The sequence below is a fragment of the Celeribacter marinus genome (assembly GCF_965656515.1).
GTDB lineage: Bacteria > Pseudomonadota > Alphaproteobacteria > Rhodobacterales > Rhodobacteraceae > Celeribacter > Celeribacter marinus_D.
Map to the genome: position 1 here is coordinate 1 of NZ_CBFHKW010000106.1, position 2,386 is coordinate 2,386.

General features: G+C 51.6%; 3 protein-coding genes. 1 reads left to right on the top strand and 2 read right to left on the bottom strand.

The features are described 5' to 3' along the window. Positions 1–635: cbb3-type cytochrome c oxidase subunit I (locus ACTG34_RS13565; RefSeq protein ID WP_439105407.1), on the bottom strand; the 635-nt coding region annotated here is incomplete at its 3' end. A gap of 372 nt (positions 636–1,007) precedes the next feature. Here ACTG34_RS13565 and ACTG34_RS13570 point away from each other — a divergent pair. Continuing rightward, a complete protein-coding gene (locus ACTG34_RS13570) occupies positions 1,008–1,847 on the top strand; it encodes a universal stress protein (RefSeq protein WP_439105408.1) in 840 nt (279 codons plus the stop codon). A gap of 77 nt (positions 1,848–1,924) precedes the next feature. Here ACTG34_RS13570 and ACTG34_RS13575 read toward each other — a convergent pair. Further along, positions 1,925–2,386: helix-turn-helix domain-containing protein (locus ACTG34_RS13575; RefSeq protein ID WP_439105409.1), on the bottom strand; the 462-nt coding region annotated here is incomplete at its 5' end.

Genomic DNA, 2,386 nt, shown 5'->3' on the forward strand with positions numbered 1-2,386 from the left:
TAGATGTGCTTTTCCTTGCGGGTCATAAGCGTCCCGAGGAAAACAAGAAGATAGGCAACCCAAACAATGGTTAGCCACAGATCGACGTACCACTCTGGCTCAGCGTATTCTTTGGATTGGGTCACACCCATGACGTAGCCCGTTGCCGCGAGGACGATAAAGAGGTTGTACCCCCAAAACACGAACCACGCGAGATTGCCGCCCCAGAGACGAACAGCGGATGTTCGCTGCACAACATAAAAGGATGTCGCAATCAATGCGTTCCCACCGAAGGCAAAGATCACCGCCGAGGTATGCAACGGACGCAGGCGCCCAAAGTTACCGTAGCCTTGCAAAAAATCAAAATTGAGCGCCGGAAAGGCGAGCTGGAATGCGATGAACGTTCCCACAAGGAAACCCACAACGCCCCAAAAAGCAGTAACGACCACACCGTAACGTACAACGCCGTCAAGATAGCCGGTTGCGGCTGGCTTAACGTCCCCCGTAGTACGTAGGGTATAGATAAAAGTTATGGCCGCGGCGGCCATAAAAATAAGCGCGTGCACTTGATATGCAAAATCGCGCCCGTAGTTCGCGGCAAGCCCGGCGAGAACCACAAAGATTCCCAAAGCCGCCAGCTTAGTATAATTCCACATGTTGCGTCCCTTCGTTCGTTGCCTCTTTTGTCGAGGCACAGTCTTAATCCTGCTCGGACACAGGTATCGACAGTGTGGGGTTTGAACGACATCCCTGTCATCAACCTTGATCTGAGTCAAAATTGTCGAAACTTAAACGGTGGCGAAATCGACTGACCGATAACCTACCACGATTGCATCGCGCACCAACTTAGATAAGAAAATACGCCTTCACATTATAAAATACAAATAAAAACAAACCCTTGAAATTGTGGACTCGGGGAAATGCCATATTTTTGGTGCTACAAATCTACAGTGTTGATCCTGATCAAAGCCATAGCAAAAATTTAGTCCCAAACTTCGTGGAGAAAGAAACAAAATCGGGAGGCCGCAATGCCCTTCAAGACAGTAACAACAGTTGTATGCTCAATGGACGCGGACACCCATGCGCTTGACGCCGCTATTGCCTTGACACGCCGCGAAGACGCTCATTTGGAGGTTATCTGCCTCGGGCTGGACCGAACGCAACCTGGATTTTACTACGCGGGAACGAATGCGTTGGTCCTGCAAGACAATTTGCAACAGGCACAAGCAGATAGCAAAGCCATTGATGAGGCAGTTATCAAACGATTAACGGCCGAAGACATTGCATGGTCCACCAATCCGATCACGGCGCAGATGGCGGGCCTTACGCCGCAGCTCGCGCATTACATGCGGTTTTCGGATGTTGTCGTACTTCCGCGCCCTTACGGCACTGGTCGCGGCCATGAGCATGAGGAGATATTGGAAGCCGCGCTATTCTCCGGCCATGTACCCGTGCTCGTCATTCCCGATAACGCCACTTTACCGGACACAATAAAGCGCGTTGTTGTCGCGTGGAACGAAAGCGCAGAAGCACTTGGCACGATCCGCGCAGCTCTACCGATTTTGCAAAAGGCAGAGCTGGTCGACATCACCATAATCGACCCGCCACAACACGGACCAGATCGTTCCGATCCTGGCGGATCATTGTGTCAGATGCTCGTTCGCCAAGGTGTACATGCAGAAGTATCGGTTCTCGCCAAAACAATGCCACGCGTGGCAGATGTTCTCACGCGTCACATTAGCGATAAAGACGCTGACATCATTGTCATGGGTGCCTATGGCCACTCGCGGTTCCGCGAGTCGATCCTTGGCGGAGCCACTCGCAACATGCTTGAAACCGTCGAAGTGCCGGTTCTCATGTCGCACTAACAACGGCCTCAAAACGACGAAAGCGCACCAATCCTTTGGTGCGCTTTCTTACGATACAAACCACAATTAAAATCGTGCTACGCCATCATGCCGCCATCGGCATCATCACCTGTTTCCATCTGAAGTCTGTCAAAATCAGGGATCAAAACGCGACGTTTGCCCTCGAGTATAATAATGCCTTCACGTTTGAGCGCGGAGACTTGACGGGACACAGTTTCCAACGTCAAACCCAAGTAATCAGCCATCGCCTCACGCGTTAAAGGCAGCTCAAACACCATACCATCCTCGGTCTTTTTCAAGGCCAAAGACGTCTCGCGCCGTGCAAGAATTGCCAACAGCGATGCAATCTTTTCGCGTGCGGTCTTGCGCCCCAAAATGAGCATCCATTCCCGCGCTGCATCCAATTCGTCTAGTGTCATCTCCAAGAGGCGCTGACCGATGTGAGGCGTACCCGTCATCATCTTCTCGAATGGTTTGCGGCGAAAGCAACACAAGGTCAGATTTGACACAGCAACCACATCATAAGGTGCGGAATCACG

Excerpts from the sequence above, each read along its gene's own strand:
- ACTG34_RS13570 (WP_439105408.1), top strand. The coding sequence starts at position 1,008 with ATGCCCTTCAAGACAGTAACAACAGTTGTATGCTCAATGGACGCGGAC.